Source organism: Streptomyces sp. NPDC058274, assembly GCF_042881375.1.
Taxonomy (GTDB): domain Bacteria; phylum Actinomycetota; class Actinomycetes; order Streptomycetales; family Streptomycetaceae; genus Streptomyces.
This window is the reverse complement of sequence record NZ_JBHVXW010000001.1, coordinates 695,749-720,469: the sequence shown is the minus strand read 5'-3', so window position 1 is coordinate 720,469 and position 24,721 is coordinate 695,749. Positions and strand designations below refer to the sequence as shown.

General features: G+C 72.9%; 21 protein-coding genes and 1 riboswitch. Of the genes, 9 read left to right on the top strand and 12 right to left on the bottom strand.

Translation table 11 applies throughout. The features are described from left to right. Positions 1 to 164: 164 nt before the first annotated feature. Entirely contained in the window at positions 165 to 1,409 is a 1,245-nt protein-coding gene (locus tag ACFVYF_RS03205) for a cytochrome P450 (protein WP_389449912.1), read from the bottom strand. A 504-nt stretch (positions 1,410 to 1,913) separates the two neighbouring features. On the opposite strand from ACFVYF_RS03205, the gene ACFVYF_RS03200 reads away from it, so the two are divergent. After that, positions 1,914 to 3,083, top strand: a complete 1,170-nt coding sequence (locus tag ACFVYF_RS03200; protein WP_389449909.1) for a steroid 3-ketoacyl-CoA thiolase — start codon at positions 1,914 to 1,916, stop codon at positions 3,081 to 3,083. A 215-nt stretch (positions 3,084 to 3,298) separates the two neighbouring features. Here the strand turns inward: ACFVYF_RS03200 and ACFVYF_RS03195 are convergent, their stop codons facing one another. Beyond that, the gene (locus ACFVYF_RS03195; protein ID WP_389449906.1) at positions 3,299 to 3,982 is read right to left on the bottom strand and encodes a YoaK family protein; all 684 of its coding nucleotides are present in this window, start codon (positions 3,980 to 3,982) and stop codon (positions 3,299 to 3,301) included. A 104-nt stretch (positions 3,983 to 4,086) separates the two neighbouring features. Between ACFVYF_RS03195 and ACFVYF_RS03190 the strand changes: the two genes are divergently transcribed. After that, complete coding sequence (locus ACFVYF_RS03190; RefSeq protein ID WP_389449903.1) at positions 4,087 to 5,394, top strand: alpha/beta hydrolase; 1,308 nt, start codon at positions 4,087 to 4,089, stop codon at positions 5,392 to 5,394. A gap of 148 nt (positions 5,395 to 5,542) precedes the next feature. On the opposite strand, the gene ACFVYF_RS03185 is transcribed toward ACFVYF_RS03190, so the two are convergent. The 6 genes from ACFVYF_RS03185 to ACFVYF_RS03160 form a co-directional block, all read right to left on the bottom strand. Beyond that, positions 5,543 to 5,956 carry a transglycosylase SLT domain-containing protein gene (locus ACFVYF_RS03185; protein WP_389449900.1) on the bottom strand — a complete coding sequence of 138 codons (414 nt, stop codon included), beginning with the start codon at positions 5,954 to 5,956 and terminating at the stop codon, positions 5,543 to 5,545. 374 nt (positions 5,957 to 6,330) lie between these two features. Next, the gene (locus tag ACFVYF_RS03180) at positions 6,331 to 7,191 is read right to left on the bottom strand and encodes an ECF transporter S component (RefSeq protein ID WP_389449897.1); all 861 of its coding nucleotides are present in this window, start codon (positions 7,189 to 7,191) and stop codon (positions 6,331 to 6,333) included. Then, on the bottom strand, positions 7,188 to 8,942 hold the full coding sequence (locus ACFVYF_RS03175) for an ABC transporter ATP-binding protein (protein ID WP_389449895.1): 1,755 nt from the start codon (positions 8,940 to 8,942) through the stop codon (positions 7,188 to 7,190). The genes ACFVYF_RS03180 and ACFVYF_RS03175 overlap by 4 nt, the downstream gene beginning before the upstream one ends. Beyond that, on the bottom strand, positions 8,939 to 10,066 hold the full coding sequence (locus tag ACFVYF_RS03170) for an energy-coupling factor transporter transmembrane component T (protein WP_389449892.1): 1,128 nt from the start codon (positions 10,064 to 10,066) through the stop codon (positions 8,939 to 8,941). The genes ACFVYF_RS03175 and ACFVYF_RS03170 overlap by 4 nt, the downstream gene beginning before the upstream one ends. 123 nt (positions 10,067 to 10,189) lie before the next feature. Continuing rightward, a complete protein-coding gene (locus ACFVYF_RS03165) occupies positions 10,190 to 10,846 on the bottom strand; it encodes an SCO2322 family protein (protein WP_389449889.1) in 657 nt (218 codons plus the stop codon). Next, positions 10,843 to 12,069, bottom strand: coding sequence for a prenyltransferase/squalene oxidase repeat-containing protein (locus ACFVYF_RS03160; RefSeq protein WP_389449886.1), 1,227 nt, complete (start codon positions 12,067 to 12,069; stop codon positions 10,843 to 10,845). Before ACFVYF_RS03160 ends, ACFVYF_RS03165 begins: the two co-directional genes overlap by 4 nt. A 129-nt stretch (positions 12,070 to 12,198) precedes the next feature. Continuing rightward, a riboswitch (cobalamin riboswitch) is annotated at positions 12,199 to 12,265 on the bottom strand. Positions 12,266 to 12,510: 245 nt separating this feature from the next. Here ACFVYF_RS03160 and ACFVYF_RS03155 point away from each other — a divergent pair. Next, positions 12,511 to 14,916 (top strand): ATP-binding protein, encoded by a 2,406-nt coding sequence (locus ACFVYF_RS03155; RefSeq protein ID WP_389449883.1) that lies wholly within the window; start codon positions 12,511 to 12,513, stop codon positions 14,914 to 14,916. Between the two features lie 115 nt (positions 14,917 to 15,031). On the opposite strand, the gene ACFVYF_RS03150 is transcribed toward ACFVYF_RS03155, so the two are convergent. Then, positions 15,032 to 16,057 carry an MBL fold metallo-hydrolase gene (locus tag ACFVYF_RS03150; protein ID WP_389449881.1) on the bottom strand — a complete coding sequence of 342 codons (1,026 nt, stop codon included), beginning with the start codon at positions 16,055 to 16,057 and terminating at the stop codon, positions 15,032 to 15,034. A gap of 172 nt (positions 16,058 to 16,229) precedes the next feature. On the opposite strand from ACFVYF_RS03150, the gene ACFVYF_RS03145 reads away from it, so the two are divergent. After that, positions 16,230 to 17,687, top strand: a complete 1,458-nt coding sequence (locus ACFVYF_RS03145; protein ID WP_389449878.1) for an aldehyde dehydrogenase — start codon at positions 16,230 to 16,232, stop codon at positions 17,685 to 17,687. A 2-nt stretch (positions 17,688 to 17,689) separates the two neighbouring features. Then, complete coding sequence (locus ACFVYF_RS03140; RefSeq protein ID WP_389449876.1) at positions 17,690 to 17,923, top strand: ferredoxin; 234 nt, start codon at positions 17,690 to 17,692, stop codon at positions 17,921 to 17,923. Between the two features lie 72 nt (positions 17,924 to 17,995). Here the strand turns inward: ACFVYF_RS03140 and ACFVYF_RS03135 are convergent, their stop codons facing one another. Next, the gene (locus tag ACFVYF_RS03135) at positions 17,996 to 18,739 is read right to left on the bottom strand and encodes a TetR family transcriptional regulator (RefSeq protein WP_389449873.1); all 744 of its coding nucleotides are present in this window, start codon (positions 18,737 to 18,739) and stop codon (positions 17,996 to 17,998) included. A gap of 277 nt (positions 18,740 to 19,016) precedes the next feature. Here ACFVYF_RS03135 and ACFVYF_RS03130 point away from each other — a divergent pair, with 277 nt between their 5' ends. Genes ACFVYF_RS03130 through ACFVYF_RS03120 form a run of 3 tightly spaced genes read left to right on the top strand, consistent with a single transcriptional unit; the run spans position 19,017 to position 22,221 of the window. Next, entirely contained in the window at positions 19,017 to 20,426 is a 1,410-nt protein-coding gene (locus tag ACFVYF_RS03130; protein WP_389449870.1) for a glycosyltransferase family 4 protein, read from the top strand. Then, a complete protein-coding gene (locus ACFVYF_RS03125) occupies positions 20,420 to 21,154 on the top strand; it encodes a class I SAM-dependent methyltransferase (protein WP_389449868.1) in 735 nt (244 codons plus the stop codon). Before ACFVYF_RS03130 ends, ACFVYF_RS03125 begins: the two co-directional genes overlap by 7 nt. Next, positions 21,151 to 22,221 (top strand): prenyltransferase, encoded by a 1,071-nt coding sequence (locus ACFVYF_RS03120; protein WP_389449865.1) that lies wholly within the window; start codon positions 21,151 to 21,153, stop codon positions 22,219 to 22,221. The genes ACFVYF_RS03125 and ACFVYF_RS03120 overlap by 4 nt, the downstream gene beginning before the upstream one ends. 84 nt (positions 22,222 to 22,305) lie before the next feature. On the opposite strand, the gene ACFVYF_RS03115 is transcribed toward ACFVYF_RS03120, so the two are convergent. Continuing rightward, on the bottom strand, positions 22,306 to 22,599 hold the full coding sequence (locus tag ACFVYF_RS03115; RefSeq protein ID WP_355784178.1) for a hypothetical protein: 294 nt from the start codon (positions 22,597 to 22,599) through the stop codon (positions 22,306 to 22,308). Between the two features lie 160 nt (positions 22,600 to 22,759). On the opposite strand from ACFVYF_RS03115, the gene ACFVYF_RS03110 reads away from it, so the two are divergent. Then, positions 22,760 to 23,308: a hypothetical protein gene (locus ACFVYF_RS03110; protein ID WP_389449862.1), complete on the top strand. Its 549-nt coding sequence runs from the start codon at positions 22,760 to 22,762 to the stop codon at positions 23,306 to 23,308. A 320-nt stretch (positions 23,309 to 23,628) separates the two neighbouring features. Here ACFVYF_RS03110 and ACFVYF_RS03105 read toward each other — a convergent pair whose 3' ends face one another. After that, positions 23,629 to 24,639 carry an LLM class F420-dependent oxidoreductase gene (locus tag ACFVYF_RS03105; protein WP_389449859.1) on the bottom strand — a complete coding sequence of 337 codons (1,011 nt, stop codon included), beginning with the start codon at positions 24,637 to 24,639 and terminating at the stop codon, positions 23,629 to 23,631. Positions 24,640 to 24,721 lie beyond the last annotated feature (82 nt).

The window sequence follows — 24,721 nt, the reverse complement described above, 5'->3', positions numbered from 1 at the left end:
GGGCGGTTGAGCTCAGTCACCGTGAAGACGCCCACCGTAGAAGGCTGGTTGGCTGTCCGGAACTCCGCGTTACTGCTCTCGGGGGAGGCAGGGGCCGGGCGTGGGGTGCCCCTGCCTCCCTCGGGACGGGCCGGTGGTGCCGGGAGGCCGCCGGCCCGGGTGGGTCAGCCGCGGGTGACCTGGAGCTCCTTGACCCCGTTCAGCCAGGCCGAGCGCAGCCGGCGCGGGTCGCCGGCCAGCCGCAGGCCGGGCATCGCGTCGGCGATGGCGTTGAAGATGAGGTCGATCTCCAGGGTGGCCAGGGACTTGCCGAGGCAGAAGTGCGGGCCTCCGCCGCCGAAGCCGAGGTGCGGGTTCGGGTCGCGGGTGATGTCGAAGGTCTCGGGGCCCTCGAAGACCTCCGGGTCGTTGTTGGCGGAGGAGTAGAAGATGCCGACGCGTTCGCCCTTCCTGATCTGCTGCCCGCCCAGTTCGGTGTCCTGGGTTGCGGTTCGCTGGAAGGAGACGACGGGCGTCGCCCAGCGGACGATCTCCTCGGCGGTCGTCTTCGGGCGCTCGCGCTTGTAGAGGTCCCACTGGTCGGGGTGGGTGAGGAAGGCGTGCATGCCGTGCGTGATGGCGTTGCGGGTCGTCTCGTTGCCCGCGACGGCGAGCAGCAGCACGAAGAAGCCGAACTCGTCGGAGGCGAGGTTGCCCTCGTCCTCCGCCGCGACCAGGGTGCTGACGATGTCCTTGGCCGGGCACTGCTTGCGGTCGGCGGCCATGTTCATCGCGTACGAGATGAGTTCGGTGGCCGACTCGGCGCCGACCTCCTCGGTGATCGCGTACTCCGGGTCGTCGTACGCCACCATCTTGTTGGACCAGTCGAAGATCTTGGTGCGGTCGTCCTGGGGCACACCGATGAGCTCGGCGATCGCCTGGAGGGGCAGTTCGCAGGCGACCTGGGTGACGAAGTCGAAGGAACCGTCGGGCGCGGCACCGGCGAGGGCGCTCTCGACAATCGAGCGGGCACGCGCACGCAGGGTCGCTTCGAGGGAGCGGATGGCACGCGGGGTGAAGCCGCGCTGCACGATCTGGCGGACCCGGGTGTGCTCGGGCGGATCCATGTTGAGCATGATCAGCCGCTGGACCTCGATCTGTTCGCGCTGGATGCGCTCGTTGAAGCGGATGACCGCGGTGTTGAGGTACGAGGAGAACAACTCCGGATGCGTGGAGACGTACTTGACGTCCGCGTGCCGGGTGACGGCCCAGTAGCCGTCGTCCTCGAACCCGGCGATGCCGGGCTGTTGCGGGATCCAGTGGACCGGTTCGGCCCGGCGCAGCTCGGCGAACTCCGGGAGGGGAACGCGGTGGTGCAGCACATCGGGGTCGGTGAAATCGAACCCGTCGGGCAGCGCTGGACAGGGCATCGGCAACTCCGGATCTCGCGCCTGGTGTTCTGGCGGTGCGGGTTCTGACGGCCCATCAGGAACCGGGAATTGCCGTGAAGGTAGTAACGGGTTCTACAAGTGGCAAGGGGTGCGGCAGGCCCAATTGCGTGCGGAACTCGCGCAGATCGCGACTTCCGGGGCTGCACGACCCTTGCGGCGCGGGGTCTCCGCTCAGCACACTGCATGCAGAACTGGTACGCGTTCTAGTTCTGCGTGGTGGGTGGGCCGGGACGCCCCGCTGCGCGGGTCACCAGGGCCCATCCGCCGCACAGGCCCCAGGGTCTGTCCGGCGGATCGTGCGGTGGGTCGCGGGGTGTGGCACGCACGTCTGCGGCGTTGTCGTCGGTCGTCATGGCTCCGCCATGACTCCCTCCTCCGCCTTGCAGCTGCACGCACCACACCCCGCTCAGCTCTGTGTCCAGGCGCGGTGGGGACGGAACCGCAAGATCCGCCGCACGGACCCTAGGAGAGGACGATGCCCCCATGGCCGCGGAACCCGTGATCGTCGAAGCCGTACGCACGCCCATCGGCAAGCGCGGTGGCGCGCTCGCCAATCTGCACCCCGCCTATCTCCTGGGCGAGACCTACCGTGAACTCCTCGGCCGCACCGGTATCCACGCCGACTGCGTCGAGCAGATCGTCGGCGGCACCGTGACCCATGCCGGCGAGCAGTCCATGAACCCCGCGCGGATCGCCTGGCTGACGATGGGCCTGCCGTACGAGACGGCGGCGACGACCGTCGACTGCCAGTGCGGGTCCTCGCAGCAGGCCTCCCACATGGTCGCCAACATGGTCGCGGCCGGGGTGATCGACGTCGGGATCAGCTGCGGTGTGGAGGCGATGTCCCGGGTGCCGCTGGGCTCGGGATCCAAGCACGGTCCGGGCAAGCCGTTCCCCGACGAGTGGAACGTCGACCTGCCCAACCAGTTCGAGGCGGCGGAACGCATCGCGCGCAACCGCGGGCTGACCCGCGAGAACGTCGACTCCCTCGGGCTCATCTCCCAGGAACGGGCGGCGAACGCCTGGTCCGAGGAGCGCTTCAAGCGCGAGACGTTCGCCGTCCAGGTGCCCACCACCGAGGAGGAGCAGGCCGCCGGCCAGGGCATGTGGCGTCTGGTGGACCGGGACGAGGGGCTGCGCGACACCTCCATGGAGGCACTGGCCCGGCTGAAGCCGGTGATGCCGACGGCCGTCCACACGGCGGGCAACTCCTCGCAGATCTCCGACGGAGCCTGCGCGATCATGTGGGCGTCCAAGCGGATGGCGCGGGCGCTGAAGCTGCGGCCGCGCGCCCGGATCGTCGCCCAGGCGCTGGTCGGCGCGGACCCGCACTACCACCTCGACGGACCGATCGACGCGACGCGCGCGGTCCTCGGCAAGGCGGGCATGTCGCTGAAGGACATCGACATCGTCGAGATCAACGAGGCCTTCGCGTCGGTGGTGCTGAGCTGGGCCCAGGTCTTCGAGCAGGACCTGGAAAAGGTCAACGTCAACGGCGGCGGGATCGCCCTCGGGCACCCGGTCGGGGCGACGGGAGCCCGGCTGATCACCACCGCCCTGCACGAACTGGAGCGCCGGGACAAGGAGTTCGCGCTGATCACGATGTGCGCGGGCGGCGGGCTGGCCACCGGGACCATCATCCAGCGGTTGTGACGAGCCGGCCGGACCGGCGCACCTTTCCGGCCTGAGGCGGTCACGGGCTCATGCGCGGCTCGCGGTCGTTACGGCGCTCAGCGGTGGCCGGAGGGTGTCACGGGTTCGCGGTCGTTACGGCGCTCGGCGGTGGCCGGAGGGTGTCACGGGTTCGCGGTCGTTACGGCGCTCAGCGGTGGCCGGAGGGTGTCACGGGCTCGCGGTCGTTACGGCGCTCATTCGCGGCCCGAGGCCGTCACGGCCAGCACCGCGGTGGCCGCGGCCGCGACCAGCAGCGGGACGCCCAGACCGTGGTGGAGCACCAGCCACGCGCCGAGCAGGGCGCCCGCCAGCATCGCGACCACCGCGGCCGAACGGCGCGGGGAACGGGGGCCCGCGCCACCGGCCAGCCGGGAGTCGGCGGCGAGCCCGGTCAGGGTCATCGTCAGCACGGTGGTCGTCAGATCGGGCACGCCCAGCCGGCGGACCGTCGCGTTGCGCAGACCCATGGCGAACGCGGTGACCGCGATCAGGGTGTACGTCGTGCCGGCCGCGTCCGGCGCCGCGAACGCGACCACGGCGGTCACGCCCACCAGGGCCGCCTCGGCGGCGAGCGTGATCCGGGCCCAGAAACGGCGCGACCCCCCGCCGAGCCGCACCGCGATCCGGCCGCCCGCCGCCGCCCCCACCAGGAACGCCCCCAGGGACGTCAGCGAGTGCGGTGCGAAGAAGCCGGGCGCGCCCGCGGCCGCGAAGCCGAGCACCACGACGTTGCCGGTCATGTTCGCGGTGAAGACGTGCCCCAGACCCAGATAGCTCACCGCGTCGATGAATCCGCTGACCACGGTCAGCGCCAGCAGCACGACCGACAGAGGCAGTCCGCGCGCCTCCGGATCACGGACGGGGGCTTCTGTGGTCATGGCGGCCTCCGGTCAGCGGGATGGTCGGGGTGCACTCAGGTCCACCATGGGCGCGGGGGCTTCTCGGATACCGGGACGAGCTGCGCGTCCGTAGCGTCAGGGGCATGAGCGACGACACGTACAAGTCCGTCAAATCCATTGAAACACAGCGCAATTGGCGTACGCGGCAGGGGCTCGCCGTGACGGCGGCGCTCCTGCTGGTAGGGGTCGCGGCGGCACCCGCCGCCACCGCGCTGGACCGCCCGGCGCCGGCCGGCGCGGTGTCGGTCCGCGCTCCCTCGGCCGGAGCGGACGCCGATGCGCGGCGCGGCGCTCTCATCTCCGTCACCCGGGTCGCCGTGGGCGACACCGCCCAGGTCAAGGCCTTCCTGGCCGAGCGCGGCACGGCGGCGGACTCCGTGCGGTACGGCGTCCGCGCGTACCGGCTGACGTACCGGACCGTCGACCCGTACGGCGAGCCCACCACCGCCACCGGACTGCTCACGCTGCCCACGGGCGGCGGCCACCGCCTCGACCTGGTCTCGGACACCCACGGCACCATGGTCAACCGGAGCTACGCCCCCTCCGCCGAGGAGGACTTCGGGCGCATCCCGTCCTATCTGCACGCGGGCGCCGGCCGGGCGGTCGCCGCGCCCGACTACCTCGGTCTGGGCGGGGGCCCCGGCCTGCACCCCTACATGGACACCCGCTCCTCGGTGACCGCCTCGGTCGACATGTTGCGCGCCGCCCGTACGGCGGCCCGGCAGCTGGACCGGCCGCTCACCGGTGACGTCTACGCGACCGGCTTCTCGCAGGGCGGGCAGGTGGCGATGGCGCTCGGACGGGCGCTGGAGGAGGGGGCGGACCGGCATTTCCGGCTGAAGGCGCTGGCGCCGGTCAGTGGTCCCTACGACCTGGAGGGCGTGGAGATCCCGGCGCTCTTCGACGGCCGGGTCAACGACACGAGCGGCGTCCTCTACATCGGGTACTGGCTGGTCGCCCAGAACCGGCTGCACCCCCTCTACAAGGACCCGGCCGACGCCTTCCGGGCTCCCTACGCGGACCGGGTCGAGGGGCTGTACGACGGGACGCACGAGGAGGAGGACATCGTGCGGGCGTTGCCGGCCTCGCTGAAGGAGCTGCTCACGCCCGCCTACTACGAGAAGCTGCGGCACCCCGAGGGTGGCCTGCTGGCGGCGCTGCGCGACAACGACCACGGCTGCGACTGGAAGCCGGCCGCACCGGTGCGGCTGTACGCGGGGGCGGCCGACACCGACGCACCGATCGCGAACGCGCACAGCTGTGCCGCGCAGCTGGCGGAGCGGGGGGTCCGGGCTTCCGTGATGAACCAGGGGGACCTGGATCACTTCGGGACGTTCCAGGTGTCGGCGCCGAAGGTGGTGCGGTGGTTCGACGCCGTCAGCGGTTCCTGAGCGCACGGGACGGCCGCAGGACGGGGGGCGACGGTTGCGACGGCCTCAGGGCATGACGAAGGCGGCGGCCCCGGGGATCGGGGGCCGCCGCCTTCGCGTACAAGGGGCTGCCGGGTGGCGCCGCTGAGCGGTGCGCCGGGCCTGCTGGTCAGTACCAGCCGTTGGCCTGCCAGAAGTTCCAGGCGCCGGCCGGGCTGCCGTAGCGGGAGTTCATGTAGTCCAGACCCCACTTGATCTGCGTCTCGGGGTTGGTCTTCCAGTCGGAGCCCTTCGAAGCCATCTTCGAACCGGGCAGCGCCTGGACCAGGCCGTAGGCGCCGGACGAGGAGTTGGTGGCCTTGACGTTCCAGCCGCTCTCGTGCTCGACGATCTTGCTGAACGCGGTGTACTGCGCGGCGTCCGGGATCATCTTGTGCGCGATCGACTGGGCGGAGGAGGTCGAGGTGGTGGCGGCCTGGGCGGGGGACGCGGCCAGGACCATGCCGGTCGCGGCGGCGGCCACGGCGGCGGTGGTGAGGACCTTCTTCGGGGAAGCGATGCGGCGGATGACAGAGACGGACACGGAGAACCTTTTCTTCGGGGACGGTGGTGCGCCGGTACGCCGTGACCACACGCTGGTGGCGGGGGCATACAGCGGCGCCGAGGCCCGGGAGGGCACGTCGGCGCCTGGCGACTCCTCCAGAGAAACAGGCTGGAGGCGCGTCCGCAATGACCCCTTTTACTAGTTGTGGTCGCATGAAGGACGAAAGTGCCGTTTGTGATGTGGCTCTCAATGCCCAGGTCAGCGGGGTTGCGGACGCGTACATGTCAGCACTTTCGGTCTACGGCCGGGCTTCGTAGAGGACGAAGGTCCTGTGGGCTGGTTCACCCCGTAAGTAACAGCAGGTGCACCGGGGCCCACGGGGTGCGTTCGGCGGGTGTGACCCGGGTCGCAGCTCAGGGCTCCCGGAACGTGACGGGGGTCTCGAAAGCGGCCCGCCGGGTCGCCCGGCGCAGCGCCTTGAGGAGGGTCGCGCCGAGCGTGAGCGTCAGTACGACGGTGACGACGGCCCGGCCCAGGTCCCAGCCGAGCGAGGTGGCCACGCAGTACGCGAGGAAACGGGCCAGGTTGCCGGAGAGCGCGCCGTCCGGGTCGAAGGCGACGCCGGAGGCCAGGGCGTCCATGAAGGGCCAGCCGGCGAGATTCATGACGGTGCCGTAGGCGAAGGCGGCCAGGAAGCCGTACGCGGCGAGCATCGCCAGCTCCCCGCGCCCGCGCAGCCGGTCGGGGCCCGGCAGCAGCCCGGCCCCCATCGCGAACCACCCCATGGCCAGCATCTGGAACGGCATCCACGGCCCGACCCCGCCGGTGAGCAGCGCCGACGCGAACATCGTCACCGACCCGAGGACGAACCCGAAGCCGGGTCCGAGCACCCGCCCGCTCAGCACCAGCAGAAAGAACATCGGCTCGATCCCGGCGGTGCCGGCCCCGATCGGCCGCAGCGCGGCACCGGTGGCGGCCAGCACGCCCAGCATGGCGACGGCCTTGGGCCCAAGGCCCGACTCGGAGATCGTCGCGGCGACCACCCCGACGAGCAGGACCAGCAGCCCGGCGAACAGCCAGGGCGCGTCCTGCGCGTGCGCGTTCACCTGCGAGCCGGGCCCGGCGAACAGCGGCCAGCCGAACCCCGCCACGCCCACCGCGCTGACCAGTGCGAGAGCGGCGACGGAACGGGGACCGAGCCGGACGGCGCGGGCCTGGCGCTGAGGTGCGGACGGGAGCTCCGGCCGGGTCCGGGCGGCCCGCGGGGCCCTCATGCGAGGGCCGCCCGGACCTGGGCGACCGTGAGCCACCGCTGCGGAGCGAGGATCTTCGTCACCTGCGGTGCGAAGGACGGGGACGCGACGACGACCTCGGCGGTGGGGCCGTCGGCGACGACCTCGCCGTCCGCGAGGATCACCACCCGATGAGCCAGCTCGGCGGCCAGCTCCACGTCGTGGGTGGCCAGCACGATGGCGTGACCCTCGGCTGCCAGCCCCCGCAATACGGCCACCAGCCGTGCCTTCGCCGCGTAGTCGAGACCCCGGGTCGGCTCGTCGAGCAGCAGCAGCGGGGGACGCGCGGTCAGGACGACGGCCAGTGCCAGCGCCAGCCGCTGCCCCTCCGACAGATCGCGCGGATGCGTCCCGTCGCCGATGCCCGGCAGCAGCCCGGAGACCAGACCGCGGCAGGTGCCGGGCGCGGCCCCGGCGTCCCCGTCGGCCGCCGCGCACTCCGCGGCCACCGTGTCGGCGTACAGCAGATCGCGCGGCTCCTGCGGTACGAGACCGACGCGGCGTACGAGGTCCCGCGGCGCGGTCCGGTGCGGGGCCGCGCCGGCCACCCGCACCGACCCGGCGGACGGCTCGACCAGGCCGACGAGGGCGCCTAGCAGGGTGGACTTCCCGGCGCCGTTCCGGCCCATCAGCGCGACGGTCTCGCCGGGAGCGACCGTGAGATCGACCCGCCGCAGCGCCTCGACCCGGCCGCGCCGGACGGCCAGCGCCTCGACCACCGCCGTCCGTACGGGGGGTGAGGCGTCGTGGGGGCCGCGCCGACGGAGGAAGCGGGGGAGGCGGGAGGAGGACGAGGGTCCGGGGGCCGCTTCGGCGCCCGGCGTGAGGTTCGCCGAGGGGGCCGGGGCGGTCCCGGAGGCCGGGACGCGTGTCGTCGCGGGCGCCGGTGTGGGTGTCGCCGACGGGGCCGGGGCCGGCGTCGCGAGGCGCTCGCGCAGCGGCCCCGCGGTGCGCCGGGCGTCGCGCACCGTCAGCGGCAGGGGCGACCAGCCCGCCAGCCGGCCCAGGCCCACCACCGGCGGGAACACCGGGGAGACGGCCATCACCTCGGAGGGCGTGCCGAGCACCGGCGCGGCACCCGGCGAGGGCAGCAGGACGACCCGGTCCGCGTACTGGATCACCCGCTCCAGCCGGTGCTCGGCCAGGAAGACGGTCGTACCGAGGTCGTGGACGAGCCGCTGGAGGACGGCGAGGACCTCCTCGGCCGCGCCGGGATCCAGGGCGGACGTCGGCTCGTCGAGGACCAGCACCTGGGGGTGCGGGGTGAGGACCGAGCCGATGGCGACCCGCTGCTGCTGGCCGCCGGACAGCGTGGCGATGGGCCGGTCGCGCAGCTCCGCCAGGCCCAGCAGGTCCAGGGTCTCCTCCACCCGGCGCCGCATGACGTCCGGTGCGAGGCCCAACGACTCCATCCCATAGGCGAGTTCGTCCTCGACCGTGTCGGTGACGAAGTGCGACAGGGGGTCCTGGCCGACCGTGCCCACGACGTCCGCGAGTTCGCGCGGCTTGTGCGTGCGGGTGTCCCGCCCGGCGACGGTGACCCGGCCGCGCAGGGTGCCGCCCGTGAAGTGCGGCACCAGACCGCTCACCGCGCCGAGCACCGTCGACTTGCCGACCCCGGACGGCCCGGCGAGCAGCACCAGTTCACCCTCCGGGATCTCGAAGTCCAACCCCTGGACGGTCGGTCGGGCCGCCCCCTCGTAGGTCACGGAGACGTCCGCGAAGCGGATCATGAGGACTCCTTGGATGAGGGGGCCTGGGCCGGGGCGGGGGCGACGAAGGCGGGGAGCAGGCCGAGCAGGATCGCGGCGGCCGGCCACAGCGGGAGGGACGGTGCCGTCAGCGGTACGACACCGGGATGCAGGGCGGCCGGGTCGTGGGACCCGGACACGATCAGCAGCGCGGCCACCGCGACCCCCGACGCCGAGACGAGCCACGCCCGCACCCCCCAGGCGTCCGGCCGGTAGCGCGTCCGCAGCGAGCGCCGGCCGCCCAGACCGAGCCCGCCGAGCGCCGCGGCCAGCCCGGCGAGCAGCAGCGGCAGACCGTAGCTCCCGCCCTCCGCGGTCAGCAGTCCGTACGTACCCACGCAGACGCCGAGCAGACCGCCCAGCGTCAGCACGGCGGTGGTACGGCGGACGGCGGGCGGCACCTCGGCGGTCCTGCCGTAGCCACGCGCGTCCATGGCCGCCGCCAGGGCGACCGAGCGCTCCAACGCGCCCTCCAGGACCGGGAGTCCGACGTGCAGCAGACCGCGCAGGCCACGGTCGGGGCGGCCGCGCAGCCGGCGGGCGGCCCGCAGCCGCTGGACGTCCGCGATCAGGTTCGGCGCGAACGTCAGCGCGACGACGACCGCCACGCCCGCCTCGTACAGCGCGCCCGGCAGCGACTTCAGCAGCCGCGTCGGGTTCGCCAGGGCGTTCGCGGCGCCCACGCAGATGAGGAGCGTGGCCAGTTTCAGGCCGTCGTAGAGGGCGAAGACCAGGCCCTCGGCGGTGACCCGGCCGCCGATGCGGATGCCCTGCGCCCAGTGGGGGAGCGGGACTTCGGGGAGCGTGACCACGAGATGCGTACCCGGGATCGGGGAGCCGAGGAACACCGCGAACACGAGACGGATGCCGAGGACCGCCATCCCCAGCTTCACGAACGCGCCGTACGAGCGGGCCCAGGGGGCGTCGCTCCGGCGGGCCGCCACGACGTATCCGGCCGTGCCGATCAGCAGCGCGAGAAGGAGGGGATGGGTGGTCCGGGACGCGGCGGTGCCGAGGCCGAGGGCCCAGATCCACCAGGCGCCCGGATGGAGGGCGTTGGCCCGGCTCGCCTCCGGCGCGCGGGTACGGCGCCGCTCGGTCAGCACACCGCGCGCCGGCCGCTGCCACCGCCCGCCTCCGCCGGCTGGGCGGGCCGTCCACCGGCCAGGGGTTCCTTCCGCGCGCGTGCGGACTGCTCCGGCGCCGACGGTCAACGCGTCCACCTCAGCTCAACCCCGACGGCGCCGGGACTGCCAGACCGCGGCCCCGCCCAGCAGCACCACCGCGGCGATGCCCCCGAGCAGTCCGACGGACGGGCCGTCGTCTTCGGTCCCCGACCCGGTTCCGGGGCTGGCCGACGCCTGCGGCTCGGCGGCCCGCACCTGTTCGCCGCAGCCGGTCCGCGGGTACCCCGCGATGGCGCACAGCAGCGCGTTGGTGTCGTAGCGCAGGGGCTTCGCGACCGTGGCGAGCGCGTCGGCCGTGGTGGCGTCGGAACGGACGCGGGCGCAGGCGGTACGGGCCCGCGGCGGCGCCTCGCCGGACGGCGCGTCCGCCGCCGTACCGAAGTCGAGGACGAGAGCGATCCGCTTCCTGCCGTCCTGGGCGGGGGTACCGGCGCACACGGCGGCGAAGTCCGTCTTCCCGCGGGGCTGCACCGCGCTCCGGGAGTCCTCGCTCACCGCGAAGCGGAAACCCTGCACCGCACCGTCGGACGGCCGCGCGGTCGACGGCCCTTGCGTCGCGTACGTCCACTTCCCGCCGGTCAGGTCCCAGAAGGACCAGTAGCGGTAGCCGGTGGCGTGGGCCTGGCCCGCGCCGCCGAGGACGAGCAGCAGCAGGCCGGCGAGGACGCCGGCCGGGCCGGCCGTACCGCGCCGGCTCACAGCTGACGCTTCCTGTTGCGGCCGCTGATCAGGAAGCCGACGCCGATACCGGCGACCAGGCCGACACCGACGATCCACCAGACACCGGGACCGCTGTCCCCGTCGTCGTCCTTCTGCTCGGCGCCGGGAGAGGCCGGGGCGTCGGCCGCCGGGCCCGTCGCGCCCAGCCGCTCGACCAGGTCCGTGCCGCCGAAGTCGCGCGGGTCCGTGCCGGTGGCGTGCGCCGCGAAGATCAGCTGCGCGTACGCGGCGGGCCCGGACTTCGCCGCCCAGGCGCCGGAGTTCTTCTCCAGCCAGGCGAGGGGCTGCTTCGCCGCCGACGTCGACCCCGCGGCCGCGAGCGCCACGACCGCGTCGGCCGTGTTGCCGTAGTCGGGCTGGTCGTCGGCACCGGCCAGGGCGGACTTCAGGTAAGGGGTGTCCTTCAGCGACTCGGCGAGGTAGGAGGCGCCGTTGTGCGCCGCGTCCGCGGAGTCGAAGGTGTCACCGCCGGCACAGGTGAAGTCCCCGGACGACGTCCCGGCCTTCGTCACGAACCCCTTGCCCAGGGCGCCGAGCACGCCCGCCGCGGTGGCGTCCGCGTTCGCCGCGAGGCCGCCCTTCTTGCCGGGCTGGAACGCGAAGGCGCCGCTGCCCTTCTTCCCGCAGCCGATCGACAGGCCGAGCAGGGCGTCGTACGGGGTCTTGGCGCCCTTCGACGGGACCGCCTCCGGGTCGGTGCCGGCCGCGCCGAGCGCGCCGATCACGACGGCGGTCGAGTTGGTGTCGCTCGCGCCGCCCGCGGTGTAGCCCCAGCCGCCGTCCTTGTTCTGCACGGACTTCAGCCACTTCACGGCCGCGCCCGTCACGGAGTCGTGACCGCCGAGCGCTTCGAGGGCCTGCACCGCGGCCGCCGTGCTGTTCGTGTCGACCATCGTCCTGGCGTCGCACTTCGCGGTCGCGTCGGCGCGGTAGGGAGCGAAGGCGCCGTTCGCGCACTGCTGCCCCGCGAGCCAGTCGACCGCCTTGGCCGCGGGCCGCACACCCGCGGTGTGCTGGGCGAGCAGCGCGAGGGACTGGCGCCAGACACCGTCGTACGTGGGGTCGGTGGACCCGTAGAGACCGGAGGGGAGCGCCCGCGACGGTGAGGACGGGGACGAGTCGTCGGCGAGGGCGCTCGGCGCGAAGGCCGTGCCGATCACGGCGGTGGCGGCCAGTACCGCGGCGCTGCGGCGAACAATCATGACTCTCCCTGCGGGGAGCCGGGCAGCACGGGCACCCACTGGACCCCGGGCGGCTCCGGCTCCGTATCCCTCGACGGTGCCTGCCAGCGGCGGACTGCCGATGGCACGAGCCGGTCACGTCCCGTGCGTGGCGATCCGGCTCACCGCCTGGGCGGCTCACGGTTGCGGGTCAGCGCCGGAATTGCACCGGCTTCCCCCCGTACGGGCATGATGACGACCCGCTCACTCTACCGGCCCGTAGCCGACGGCCTCTGGCACACCTGTACGACCGCCGACGCCGCCCGCGGTCGAGCGCGCCCCGCCGGCGCCGCCCGCGGTACTGGCGCGGGGTTGACCGCACGGCTTCGGAATGTGCCCGCAAATGACACCGTCGTGCGCTCTTTCTGTCCGAGTGCGGGGAGCTGCACACGGTCTCGCCCCGATGTCGCCAGACTGGTCCGTGTGTCCGAGCAGACAACCGGTGACCGACCCGGCAATCTCCCGCCCGAGACCCGCAGCTTCGTCGGACGCCGGACCGAACTCGACCGGATCGCACGGGAGTTGGATCCCGCGGCGGGCGCCGGCCGGCTGGTGAGCGTCGTCGGCGCCGGCGGTATCGGCAAGACCAGGCTCGCCCTGCACGCCGCGGCCCGCGCCGCCCGGGAGGCTCACCCGGACGGCGCCTACCCGGACGGCGTCTGGCTGGTCGAGCTGTCCCCGCTGCACACCGTCGGTCTGGTCGGCCTCGCCGTGGTGGAGGCACTGCACCTCGCCGACCGGTCGACGGCCCCGGTCACCGACGTCGTCGCCGAATGGGCCCGGGGTAAAAGGCTGTTGCTGATCCTCGACTCGTGCGAACACGTCCTCGCGGACTGCGCCGAGCTGGTCGACGCGCTGCTGCCGGGCCTCGGCGCCTCTCCGGAGCAGCCCCTCTCCGGTTTCGTGGACCGGCCCGTCCCCGACTTCCCGGAGCAGCCCGTCCCCGGTTTCCCGGAGCAGCCCGTCTCCGGTTTCCCGGAGCAGCCCGTTCACGAGGACCGTCCGGCACCGGGACCGCAGCCCCCGTACCCCGGACCGGGGCTGCACCCCCCGCACCCGGCATCGACGAGGCATCGCCAGGCCCCGGCATCGGCATCCGCACCACCCCGCCAGGACCCGGCGTCGGAGTCGACCCCGCCGGGAGGGTCCGCCAGGGGCAGGGCGGGGGTGGACATCCTGGTCACCAGCCGGGAGCCGCTGGGGATGCCCGGTGAGCGGGTGCTGCGCCTGGACCCGCTGCCGGTGGGGGACGACGCGGTGACCCTGTTCGCCGACCGCGCGGCCGCGGCCGACCCCGCCTTCGTGCTGGACGAGGGCACCCGGGCCGCCGCCGTCGCCGTCTGCCGCCGCCTCGACGGCAGCCCGCTCGCCATCGAACTCGCGGCCGCCCGCCTCGGCGAGCTCTCCCTCGACGACCTGCACGGCCGGCTCGGCGAGCGGCTGCCCTCCTCGCTCGACCTGCTCACGGCGCACGGCGACGAGGGACCCCCGCGGCACCAGGCCCTGCGGACGGCCATCGGCTGGAGCCATGAACTGTGCGCCCCGCTGGAGCGGTTGCTGTGGGCCCGGCTCTCGGTCTTCGCGGGCGGCTTCTGCGTGACGGCCGCCGAGGACGTCTGCGCCGGCGGCCCCCTGGCCACCGGACACGTCGCGAGCCTGCTGGACCGGCTCGTCGAGCAGTCCATCGTGGAACGCCATCGCACCGATCCCGGCCGTCTCCGACTCCTCGACACCGTACGGGAGTTCGGCGCCGACTGGCTGCGCGAACTCGGTGAGGAGGAGGCCCTGCGGCTGCGCCACCTCGGTCACTACCGGCGGCTGGCCCGGCTGGGCTGCGCCGAGTGGAACACCGGACGCCAGGTCGGCTGGTGCGAGCGCACACTCGCCGAACACGCCAACCTCCGTGCGGCCCTGGACCACGCGCTCACCGGTCAGGACCGCCGCACCGCCCTGGAGATGGCGGCGGACGTCGGCTTCCTCTGGCAGCACTGCGGCTATCCGCGCGACGCCCAGCACTTCCTCGACCGGGCGCTCGCCCCGGAGGCCCGGCACCCGGCACCGTCGCCGGGCCCGGGACACCTGCAGGCGCTGTGGACCCGCAGTGCGGTCGCCCTCTTCCAGGGTGACCTCGACGTCGGCGCCCACTGGGCACTGCGGTGCGCGGACGCGGCGAAGGCGGAGGGCGACCCTGTGGCGGTGGTGGCCGCGGCCTCCATCGCGGGCGGGCAACTCGCTCTGAGCGGTCATCTCGCCGAGGCGGCCGACCTGCTCTCCTCGGCCGCCCGGCTTCCCGTCCGGGAGGACGCGCTCGGCTCCGCCCAGCTCCAGGTCCGCCTCGCGCTCTCCTTCACCCACCTGCTGCGCGGAGACCTCGACGCGGCCGGGGCGGTGGCGGACGAGGTGCGGGCGGCGAGTGCGGAACGCGGCGAGTGCTGGGTGGGCGCCTTCGCCGAATGCTTCGTGGCCCAGGTGGACCTGGCGCGCGGCGACGTCGGCGCGGCCGTGCGCAACGCCAGGACCGCCCTGGCCGGACACGGGCTGCTGCACAACACCGTGGGCGCGGCCATGGCACTCGACGTGCTGGCGGCGGCGGTCGTCGCGGCCGGCGACGGCGACTGCGCGGCCCGTCTCCTCGGCATCGGCGACCGCGTCTGGGAACTCACCGGACCTGCCCGGATGAACTCGCCCGACCTCCTCGCCACCCGTCGCGCCCACGAACTACGGGTCCGCGGCGAGATCGGCGACACCGCGTACGAGAAGGCGTACGAGGAGGGGCGCTCGATGCCGTACGAGCAGGGGCTGGACTACGCGGCCAAGGGAACCGCCTGACTCCGGGCGGTCCGACGCCGGGACGGCCACCGGAACCGGTTGCGGCCTGCCCGTACGGGCGGACCGATTGAGCCCGCCCGTACGGGCCGACCTCGCGGCCCACGCTGTCCGCCGCCTAGACAGCCTGGTACGTCACCGGATCGCTCCCCGTCACCGCCTCCGCCCGGCCCAGCTTCACCAGCCGGCGCAGATGGGCCTCGGCCTCGGAGACCGCGATGTTGCGGGATCCGTAGGGGATGTCGGCCCAGGGCCGGTTCCACTCCATGCGTTCGGCGAGCTGCCACGGGGTGAGTGGGACGGCGAGCAGGGCGAGCAGGCCGGTGAGCCGCTCCTCGTGGTGGTCGAGCAACTCCCGTACGCGCGCGGGTGCGTCGGTGAAGGCGTACTGGTGGGCGGGGAGCACCTCGGCCGGGGCGAGGCGGCCGACCCGCTCCAGGGAGTCGAGGTAGTCGCCGAGGGGGTCGGTGACCGTCGCGTCGTCCGGATCCTCGTACAGACCGATGTGCGGGGTGATCTCCGGGAGCAGGTGGTCACCGGAGAACAGCCGTCCGTGGCCGGGGAGTTGGGCCGGGTGGTCCTCCTCCAGGTGCAGGCAGACGTGCCCGGGGGTGTGCCCCGGGGTCCAGATCGCGCGCAGCCGCCGGCCGGCGAGGTCGAGGAGGTCGCCGGGGACGATCTCGCGGTCGGGAAGGGCGGGGGAGAGGCCGGGGAGGGTGCGGCGGCGCGTGGTGCGCAGCGGGGTCACGTGCTCCTCGGGCGCGCCCGCGGCCGCCAGTTTCTCCGCCATGTACGCGAACCAGAGCTCGGGCCGGTTCTCCCGCATGCGCCGGACGACCGCCGCGTCCGCCGCGTGCATCGCGATCCAGGCCCCGGACGCCTCCCTGACCTTGGCGGACAGGCCGTGGTGGTCGGGGTGGTGGTGGGTGATGACCACGCCGTGCAGCTCGGTGACGGAGGTGCCGCAGGCGGTGAGCCCCTCGGCGAGGCGGTCCCAGGACGCCGGATCGTCCCAGCCGGTGTCGATCAGGACGGGCCCGCGATCGGTGTCCACGACGTACACCAGCGTGTGCCCGAGCGGGTTGTCCGGGATGGGGACCTCGATCGACCGTACGCCGCCGCCGTGATCGGTCACCTGCGCCATGGGCTCCCACCAATCGCCGTGTTGCGGTCACTATAACTAGAACCAGTTCCATTGGGAGCCCGGGTCGACCGTCCGGTGCCGTGTCCGTCCCGTGGACTCCTCCGACGGGAACTGGTATCAGTTCTCGTATCTGATGATGCGTCAGGGAACGTCCTCCGGGAGGCAGTCGGCCATGACCGAGCTCGTGGAACACGGACAGCTGTTCATAGGCGGGGAGTTGACGGACCCCCTGGGCAAGGACGTCATCGAGGTGATCTCGCCGCACACGGAGGAGGTCATCGGGCGGGTGCCGCACGCCTCGGCCGGGGACGTCGACCGGGCCGTGGCCGCCGCCCGCGAGGCCTTCGACGAGGGGCCCTGGCCGCGCATGACCCTCGACGAGCGGATCGCGGTCGTCACCCGGATCAAGGACGCGATCGCCGTGCGCCACGAGGAGATCGCCCGCGTGATCTCCTCCGAGAACGGCTCCCCGTACTCCTGGAGCATCCTCGCGCAGGCCCTCGGCGCGATGATGGTGTGGGACGCGGCGATCACGGTCGCGCGGAACTTCACGTACGAGGAGACGCGGGACGGAGTCCTCGGCCGGATCCTCGTCCGCCGCGAGCCGGTGGGCGTGGTCGCGGCCGTAGTGCCCTGGAACGTCCCGCAGTTCGTGGCGGCGGCCAAGCTCGCGCCCGCGCTGCTGACCGGCTGCACCGTCGTACTGAAGCCGTCGCCCGAGTCGCCCCTGGACGCGTATCTGCTCGGCGAGATCGCGAAGGAGGCCGGGCTGCCCGAGGGCGTCCTGTCGATCCTGCCCGCCGACCGCGAGGTCAGCGAGTACCTGGTCGGACACCCCGGCATCGACAAGGTCTCCTTCACCGGATCCGTCGCGGCCGGCCGCCGGGTGATGGAGGTCGCCTCGCGCAACCTCACCCGCGTGACACTGGAGTTGGGCGGCAAGTCGGCGGCGGTCGTCCTGCCGGACGCGGACCTCGGCACGTCCGTCCCCGGGATCGTCTCGGCGGCCTGGATGAACAACGGCCAGGCGTGCGTCGCCCAGACCCGCATCCTCGTGCCGCGCTCGCGCTACGACGAGTTCGCGGACGCGTTCGCCGCGGCGGCGAGCGCGCTGGTGGTCGGCGACCCGCTGGATCCGGCGACGCAGGTGGGCCCGCTGGTCGCCAAACGCCAGCAGCAGCGCAGCCTCGACTACATCCGGATCGGCCAGGAGGAGGGCGCCAAGATCCTCACCGGCGGCGGCCGTCCGCCCGGCCTGGACCGCGGCTGGTACGTGGAGCCCACCCTCTTCGGCGACGTCGACAACTCCATGCGGGTCGCCCGCGAGGAGATCTTCGGCCCGGTCATCTGCCTGCTCCCGTACGGCGACGAGAGCGAGGCGGTGAAGATCGCCAACGACTCGGAGTACGGGCTGAGCGGCAGCGTCTGGACGGCGGACGTGGAGCGCGGCATCGACGTCGCCCGCCGGGTCCGTACCGGCACCTACTCCGTCAACACCTTCAGCCTCGACATGCTCGGCCCGTTCGGCGGCTACAAGAACTCCGGCCTGGGGCGGGAGTTCGGGCCCGAGGGGTACGGCGAGTTCCTGGAGCACAAGATGATCCACCTGCCCGCGGGCTGGGAGGCATAGGGATGGGCGACCGCTGGCACCTCGAGGTCGACCGCTCCGTCTGCATCGGCTCCGCCCAGTGCACCCACCACGCCCCCGCCGCCTTCCGCCTCGACTCGGCCCGCCAGTCCCACCCGGCCGACCCCGAGACCGACGCCAACGAGCAGATCCTGGAGGCCGCGGAGGGCTGCCCGGTGGAGGCCATCATGATCACCCTGCTGGGCTCGGGGGAACCGGTGTTCCCACCGGAGGAGTAGCGGCCGTGCCGGCAGGGGGCGGTTCCGGGGGCCGAGGTCCTCGGGGCCGCGGGCCCCGCTGCCCCGTCCGGCCTAGCGCGCCTGGCTGACCTCCGTCAGGTCGATCAGGCGGCAGACCGTTTCGATGTCGATCTTGACCTGGGCGATGGAGGCGCGGCCGGAGAGCCAGGTGATGAGGGCCGAGTGCCAGGTGTGCTCGATGACACGGACCGCGGAGAGCTGCTCGGGGGTGGGGTCGTCGAGGCCCATCGCGTCCAGGATGATCACCGTGGTCTGCCGGGAGACCTGGTCGACCTCGGGGCTGACGCTGCGGTCCGCGAAGGTGAGCGCGCGGACCATCGCGTCGGCCAGGTGCGGCTCGCGCTGCAGGGCGCGGAAGGCCCGCATCAGCGTCTCGGCGACCCGCTCGGCCGCGGTGTCCCCGGCCGGCGGCTTCTTGCGGAGGGTGCCGTGCATGTGCTCCAGCTGGTCCTGCATCGTGGCGACCAGCAGATGGACCTTGGAGGGGAAGTAGCGGTACAGCGTGCCCAGCGCGACCTGCGACGACTCGGCGACCTCCCGCATCTGCACGGCGTCGAAGCCGCCCCGGCTGGCCAGTTGCGCGCTCGCGTGCAGGATGCGCCGGCGGCGCGCCTCCTGCCGCTCGGTGAGCGGGGGCGAGGCGGGCTGCGCGAGGGTGCGCGGGTTCGGGTGCACGGCCTGGGCGTCGGCGCGCGGACGGGCGTGCGCGGGTTGCCCGGCGGCGCGCGCGGTCGGGTGCGCGGGCTGCGCGCCGTCCCGCGCCGTGGTGGCTTCCGCCTTGGCTTCCGCAGGCATAAGTCCCGTTCCGTGACATTCAGCAGGGGGAGCGAGGAGTCAGCATGGCAGGGCCCCGGGCAATCCCCAAGTCCCGTCTCCGGCCGAACAGAGCTGGTCCCTGCGCGAGTCGGCGACCGGGTCGGTCCGTCGTGGCGTGAATCACCCGATCCACGTCTCACGCCGGCCTTACCTGCCGGTAGATTCAGTGCTCCTTGAACGATCAAGTCTGAAACTTGTTCTAGATTAGCGTCCCGGCGTAATCTCGCGGGACAGTGCAGGCAGAAGGGGGCCGGGAGTGACCGCTGAGGCCAGTGAGGCGGGGCCCCAGAAGGGCTCGGCCGCCGACGGCGACCGACCCCTGCGCATCGCGCTCCTGACCTACAAGGGCAACCCGTTCTGCGGCGGCCAGGGCGTCTACGTACGGCACCTCTCGCGCGAGCTCGCCCGCCTCGGTCACCAGGTCGAGGTCATCGGCTCCCAGCCCTACCCCGTGCTCGACGAGGGCGAGGGCCTCGACGGGCTCTCCCTCACCGAGCTGCCCAGCCTCGACCTGTACCGCCAGCCGGACCCCTTTCGCACCCCGAAGCGCGACGAGTACCGGGACTGGATCGACGCCCTCGAGGTCGGCACCATGTGGACCGGCGGCTTCCCCGAACCGCTGACCTTCTCGCTGCGCGCCCGGCGCCATCTGCGCGCCCGCCGCGGCGACTTCGACGTCGTCCACGACAACCAGACCCTGGGATACGGGCTGTTGGGGGACGTGGGCGCCCCGCTGGTCACCACCATCCACCACCCCATCACCGTCGACCGCGGGCTGGAGCTGGACGCCGCCGCCGGGTGGCGGCGCCGCGCGTCCGTCCGCCGCTGGTACGCCTTCACCCGCATGCAGAAGCGCGTCGCGCGCCGGCTGCCCTCCGTGCTCACTGTCTCCGGCACCTCGCGCCAGGAGATCGTCGACCACCTCGGCGTCCGCGACGACCGCATCCACGTCGTCCACATCGGCGCCGACACCGACCTTTTCTCGCCGGATCCCGCCGTCCCGCAGGTCCCCGGACGGATCGTCACGACGTCCAGTGCCGACGTCCCGCTGAAGGGCCTCGTCTTCCTCGTCGAGGCGCTCGCGAAGGTGCGGGCCGAGCACCCGGGCGCGCACCTCGTCGTCGTCGGCAGGCGCGCCGAGGACGGCCCGGTCGCCCAGGCCATCGAGCGGTACGGCCTCGAAGGCGCCGTCGAGTTCGTCAAGGGGATCTCCGACGCAGAGCTCGTCGACCTCGTACGGTCGGCCGAAGTCGCCTGCGTACCGTCCCTGTACGAGGGCTTCTCGCTGCCCGCCGCCGAGGCGATGGCCACGGGCACACCGCTCGTGGCGACGACCGGCGGAGCGATTCCGGAGGTCGCGGGCCGCGACGGCGAGACGTGCCTGGCCGTACCGCCCGGCGACCCGGGAGCCCTGGCCACCGCACTCACCCGGCTCCTCGGCGACCCGCTGCTGCGGGCGAGGCTCGGCTCCGCGGGACGGGCGCGGGTCCTTGAGCGCTTCACCTGGGCGCGGGCCGCCCAGGGCACCGTGGCCCGCTACCGCGAGGCGATCGGCCTCGCTCCCGCCACGCTCGGCCCGGGCCTCCTCGCGGCCGCACCGGACCGGGGCGTCGCCCCCGTGCCCTCCGTTGACACCCTCGATCGCGAAAGCAGGGCCACGTGCTGACCGTCGATTTCTCCCGGTTCCCGCTCGCCCCGGGCGACCGTGTTCTGGACCTCGGCTGCGGTGCCGGCCGGCACGCGTTCGAGTGCTACCGCCGGGGCGCCCAGGTGGTCGCCCTGGACCAGAACGCCGAGGACATCGCCGAGGTCGCGAAGTGGTTCGCGGCGATGAAGGAGGCCGGCGAGGCCCCCGCCGGCGCCACCGCCACGGCGATGGAGGGCGACGCGCTGGCGCTGCCCTTCCCGGACGAGTCCTTCGACGTCGTGATCATCTCCGAGGTCATGGAGCACATCCCGGACGACAAGGGCGTCCTCGCGGAGATGGTCCGGGTGCTGAAGCCCGGCGGCCGCATCGCGATCACCGTCCCGCGCTACGGCCCGGAGAAGGTCTGCTGGACGCTGTCCGACGCCTACCACGAGGTCGAGGGCGGCCACATCCGCATCTACAAGGCGGACGAACTCCTCACGAAGATCCGGGAGTCCGGGCTCAAGCCGTACGGCACCCACCACGCGCACGCGCTGCACTCGCCGTACTGGTGGCTGAAGTGCGCGTTCGGCGTCGACAACGACAAGGCGCTGCCGGTGCGGGCGTACCACAAGCTGCTGGTCTGGGACATCATGAAGAAGCCCCTCGCCACCCGGGTCGCCGAGCAGGCGCTGAACCCGCTGATCGGCAAGAGCTTCGTGGCGTACGCGACCAAGCCCCACCTGCCCGAGGCGGCCACCCGGTGACGACACCCCGGACAGAACACCTCGTCCTGCCCGGGGTCCTCACCGCCGAGCAGGCTGCCACCACGGTGCGCGGGATCCTCGGGGTGCAGCGCCCGGACGGCGCCATACCGTGGTTCCGCGGTCACCACCTCGACCCGTGGGACCACACCGAGGCCGCGATGGCCCTGGACGCGGCGGGGGAGCACGAGGCGGCGGAGCGCGCCTACGAGTGGCTCGCGCGCCATCAGAACGGCGACGGATCCTGGTACGCGGCCTATGCCGACGGGGACCACGAGGACGTCACCGACCGCGGGCGCGAGACCAACTTCTGCGCGTACATCGCCGTCGGTGTCTGGCACCACTACCTGGCTACCGGGGACGACACGTTCCTGGACCGGATGTGGCCGGCCGTCTACGCGGCCGTGGAGTACGTGCTCCAGCTCCAGCAGCCCGGCGGGCAGATCGGCTGGAAGCGCGAGGACGACGGCACGCCCGTCAATGACGCGCTGCTGACCGGGAGTTCGTCGGTTCACCATGCCCTGCGCTGCGCCCTTGCCATCGCCGAGCAGCGTGAAGAGCCGCAGCCCGACTGGGAGCTGGCGGTGGGCGCGCTGCGGCACGCGATCCGCAGGCACCCCGAGCGGTTCCTCGACAAGGGCCGCTACTCGATGGACTGGTACTACCCGGTGCTCGGCGGAGCGTTGACCGGCGCCGAGGCCAAGTCCCGTATCGAGGAGGGCTGGGACCGCTTCGTGGTGCCCGGGTTCGGCGTCCGCTGCGTGGTCCCCAACCCGTGGGTGACCGGCGGCGAATCCGCCGAACTCGCCCTGGCCCTCTGGGTGGTGGGCGAGTCCGACCGCGCCCTGGAGATCCTGCAGTCCATCCAGCACCTGCGCGATCCGGAGACCGGCCTTTACTGGACGGGTTACGTCTTCGAGGACGGCGCGATCTGGCCCGAGGAGCTCACCAGCTGGACGGCCGGCTCACTGCTCCTCGCGGTGGCCGCCCTCGGCGGCGACGAACCGACCTGCGCGGTCTTCAGCGGCGAGCGCCTCCCGGCCGGCCTCGACCCGGACTGCTGCGGATAGCGGACCGGCGTACGAACGCGCTCAGCCGGCCCGGAACCGGCGGAGGCCGGTTCCGGGCCGGCTGGATGCCGACCGGGGGTCGAATCAGTGCCGGTGCATGCGGTTGGCGATCGCGTGCCCGATGAACAGGTACACGACGGCTGCCAGACCATAGCCCGCAACCACGCGGGCCCATGCCTCGTCGAAGGTGAACAGGTCACGTGACCAGCCGGCCAGCCAGGCTGCCACGTCATGGACGAACTGCACCAGGTCGTTGGCCCGGTTCGCGTCCAGCAGATACATGAGGATCCAGAGACCGAGGATGACGGCCATGATGTCCGCGACGATCGCGATGACCGTCCCCGCCTGATTGGAACCGTTGCGATATCGAGGGGACATGACCTACGGATGGCCCCGAATTCCTGTTTGAAACCTGGACGGCTTCGAACTGGCACCCGAACGGATTTCCCCGGGTGGCGCGGCCGCCGGACCGGGGTGAGGCTGCCGGGAGAGCCGTGCACTCCCGGACCCTGGGAGGCAGTTGACCCGGAGGCCCCCCGTGCCCGTACCGATCCGCCGCCTGCTCGTGGCCCTCACCCTCTGCTGCGCCCTGCTGGCCGGGGCTACCGCCTGTGGCAGCGACGCCCAGGACACCGCCGCCGTCGCGGCGACCGCGAGTCCGACCAGCTCCGCCGAGAAGCAGAAGTTCGCCAAGACGCGCTTCGTGGCGAACGCGGGGCTGGCCGCCGGGGCCACCTACCAGTGGATCGTGAAGCCCTGGCGGGCCGGCACGTTCAAGAAGGGCGCGAAGGGCCGCAAGCTCGCCCTCGTCAAGGCCGGCCTCGCGGGCACCTTCACGTACAACCGGCTCAAGGCGGCCCGCAAGAACGCCGAGGGGGACCCGACCCTCGCCAAGGCCGTCGCCCCGCTCACGGCGGGCATCGACGGGCTCAAGGACCTGCCGTCCAAGCTGCGCAAGGGCGACTCGACGGACTCGGTCGCCGGCTCCTTCGAAGACATCATCAACCAGGTGAAGGGCGCCGGTAAGAGCGCGGGCGCGGAGGTCACGGACAAGGTGCCGTCGACGTCCCAGCTGTCCGGCGGCTAGACCGGCTGCCGGCTCCATCGGGCGCACGGGGCGGAGGAGTTGAGGCCTGCCGACACCCGTCAGGGTGTGCGCGTGCCGGCCGCGCGGCCCCGTCCGGCTCCATCGGGCTTACGGGGTACAGGAGTTGAGGTCCGCCGGCACCCCGTCAGGGTGCGCGGATGACGGCCGCCCGGTCCCGTTCGGCTTCATCGGGCTCACGGGGCACAGGGGTTGAGGTCCGCCGGCACCCCGTCAGGGTGTGCGGTGTCGGCCGCCCGGTCCCGTTCGGCTTCATCGGGCGTACTGGGTCCAGGGGTTCGGCTCCATCCGCCGTACGTGCTCTAGGAGTTGAGTTCCGCCAGTACCCGCAAGGTGTGCGGGTCCGGCGACAGGGCCAGCAGGTCCGTCACCGGGCCCTTGCGCCAGGCCTCCAGCCGCTCGGCGATGCGCTCGCGCGGGCCGACGAGCGAGATCTCGTCGGCGAACGCGTCCGGCACGGCGCGCACCGCCTCCTCCCGGCGCCCCTCCAGGAACAGCCGCTGAATCGTCCGCGCCGCCTCCTCGAAGCCCATCCGCGCCATCAGGTCGGCGTGGAAGTTGCGGGCCGCGTGCCCCATTCCGCCGATGTAGAAGCCGAGCATCGCCTTCACGGGCAGCAGTCCTTCGGAGACGTCGTCGCAGACGTGGACCCGGGCCATGGGGGCGATCAGGAAGCCCTCCGGGGCCGCCGCCAGCGAGGCCTCGTACACCTCCGTGCGCAGCGGCGACCAGTACAAGGGCAGCCAGCCGTCGGCGATGCGGGTCGTCTGTGCGATGTTCTTCGGGCCCTCGGCGCCGAGCAGGACGGGCAGGTCGGCCCGCAGGGGGTGGGTGATCGGTTTCAGCGGTTTGCCGATGCCCGTGCCGTCGGGGCCCCGGTAGGGGAGGGCGTGGAAGCGGCCGTCGAGCGCGACGGGGGCCGTCCGCCTCAGGACCTGGCGGACGACGTCGACGTACTCGCGGGTCGCGGTGAGCGGGGACTTGGGGAACGGGCGGCCGTACCAGCCCTCGACGACCTGCGGTCCCGACAGGCCGAGGCCGAGCATCATCCGGCCGCCCGAGAGATGGTCGAGGGTGAGGGCGTGCATCGCGGTCGTGGTGGGGGAGCGCGCGGCCATCTGCGCGACGGCCGTGCCGAGTTTGATCCGGGACGTCCGCGCAGCGATCCAGGTGAGCGGGGTGAAGGCGTCGGAGCCCCAGGACTCGGCCGTCCACACGGAGTCGTAGCCGAGCCGTTCCGCCTCCTGCGCCAGCGGCACATGGTCCGCGGAGGGGCCGCGCCCCCAGTAGCCGAGTGCCAGACCGAGCCGCATGTCCCCTCCAGCATCTGCGTTCTGACGAACCGTCAGATTCTTGCCGAAGGGCGACTGTACGACAACGGCCCCCCACCCGGGA